Raw genomic sequence first — 1815 nt, forward strand, 5'->3', positions numbered from 1 at the left:
AATAAAAGAAATATAGGAAAATACCGAAATAGAACAAAGCCTAAAGTCCTTAAAAATCAAAAAGATGCATTATGAAAATCCCTTAACTTAATGACATTGGGTGCGAGCGTCTCGCTCGTACCCGTAAAACTAAAAGAACAAGAAGCAAAATTTTTTTTATTAACTTTACCTGATGAGCAGGAAATACAAATTCGGAGAGAAAGACGGAGCTTATTTCATAAGTTTTGCTACTGTTTTTTGGATCGATGTTTTCACGAGATTAAAATATTTTGACATCATGATCAGCTCTTTGGATTATTGCAGAAAAAACAAAGGCATGAATATTTTTGACTACTGTATTATGCCTAGTCATGTTCATTTAATATTTCGTTCTTCAGAAGAAAAGCCTTCCGAATTAATAAGGGATTTCAAAGGTTTTACATCAAGAAAGATCATAAAAGCCATTGCAGAAAACAATCAGGAAAGTAGAAAAGAAACCTAACGAAGTGGTTCGGCGTAGCCAATGGCTGCTTTGGATGTTCGGACAAGCAGGAAAAAGAAATTCAAATGTCAAAAAACATCAATTTTGGCAACAGCACAACAAACCAATTGAGATTTGGTCTTTAAAAGTTTTTGAACAAAAACTAAACTATATCCACCAAAATCCTGTGGAAAGTGGTTTTGTGGTAGAGCCTTGGGAATGGAAATACAGCAGTGCAAGAAACTATTGTGATGATGATCAGGGGATTTTAGAAATTGATGTAAATTTGTAATTATTATGGGTACGAGCGAGACGCTCGCACCAGCGGGGGGGGGAGGCTGACATGCAACTATGAAACTAATTGCTAAATTTAAACTCTGTGCTACTATTGAGCTTTAGTGCAAAAAATCCCGCCCATTGCCAATACACAGAACGTTAGCAGACAGTGTAGAGCGACAGTTCTAACAATTTGAAAACAGACAAAAATAATTTCAACAACAAGTAAAATATGAGCAAAATAATCTTTGACAGCGGAATATCACTTGACGGTTTTTTCGCGGGAAATAACAGAAGTCCTAAAAATCCGATGGGTGGCGTTTCAGAACAAATTCACGCTTGGATGTTTAATCAAAAAGCTTTTTGGGAATATTTAGGATTAGATGGAGGCAAAGAAGATGGACCTGATGGGAAATTTATTCGAGAGACGATTGAAAGAACAGGAGCATTTATAATGGGGAAACGCATGTTTGAGGAAGGCGAAGTCAGTTGGCCCAATGACTTATACAAAGCTGATGTTTATGTATTAACACACGAAAAGCGAGAACCTTGGATTCAAGAAGGAACGACAGCTTTTTACTTTATTAATGATGGAATAGAAAGTGCTTTGAATAAAGCGAGACGATCGGCAAAAGGAAAGGACATAAGAATACAAGGTGGTGCAAACACTATTCAACAATTTCTAAATGCAGGACTTATGGACGAGTTTTTTATTCACATAGCACCTGTGTTTTTAGGAAGTGGTATCCGACTCTTTGACGGTATTGACAAAGACAAATATGACCTACAAATTGAAGAAGTAATACCGTCAAACTTGACCACTCATTTAAGATATAAACTGACAAAAAGATAGAAACAACGACCCGCTAAACATTGAAGATTTGTGATATTTATTCGCCACAGTTTTTCAATCCCACTTTTTTGTAGTTTAGTTTTATTGAAAAGCATTGGCTGTGTTTGGTTTGAATTGAAATTTTTGCTCTATTTCAATTTGCAATACTTTTTTGGTTATAATTTCCCTAAAAATATCCCCCCTGGCTGGTGCGAGCGTCTCGATCGCTCCTTTTTAGATAAAAACC

The 1815-nt window shown here is 36.0% G+C and carries 1 protein-coding gene and 1 pseudogene; both read left to right on the forward strand.

Translation table 11 applies throughout. The annotated features are described in order from the left end of the window. The first annotated feature begins 172 nt into the window (after positions 1 to 172). Positions 173 to 752: pseudogene (locus tag WBY99_RS01475) on the forward strand (REP-associated tyrosine transposase). A 216-nt stretch (positions 753 to 968) separates the two neighbouring features. Continuing rightward, complete coding sequence (locus tag WBY99_RS01480; RefSeq protein ID WP_423974572.1) at positions 969 to 1589, forward strand: dihydrofolate reductase family protein; 621 nt, start codon at positions 969 to 971, stop codon at positions 1587 to 1589. The last annotated feature ends 226 nt before the right edge of the window (positions 1590 to 1815 follow it).

The organism is Kaistella sp., from assembly GCF_049588135.1.
Taxonomy (GTDB): Bacteria; Bacteroidota; Bacteroidia; order Flavobacteriales; family Weeksellaceae; genus Kaistella.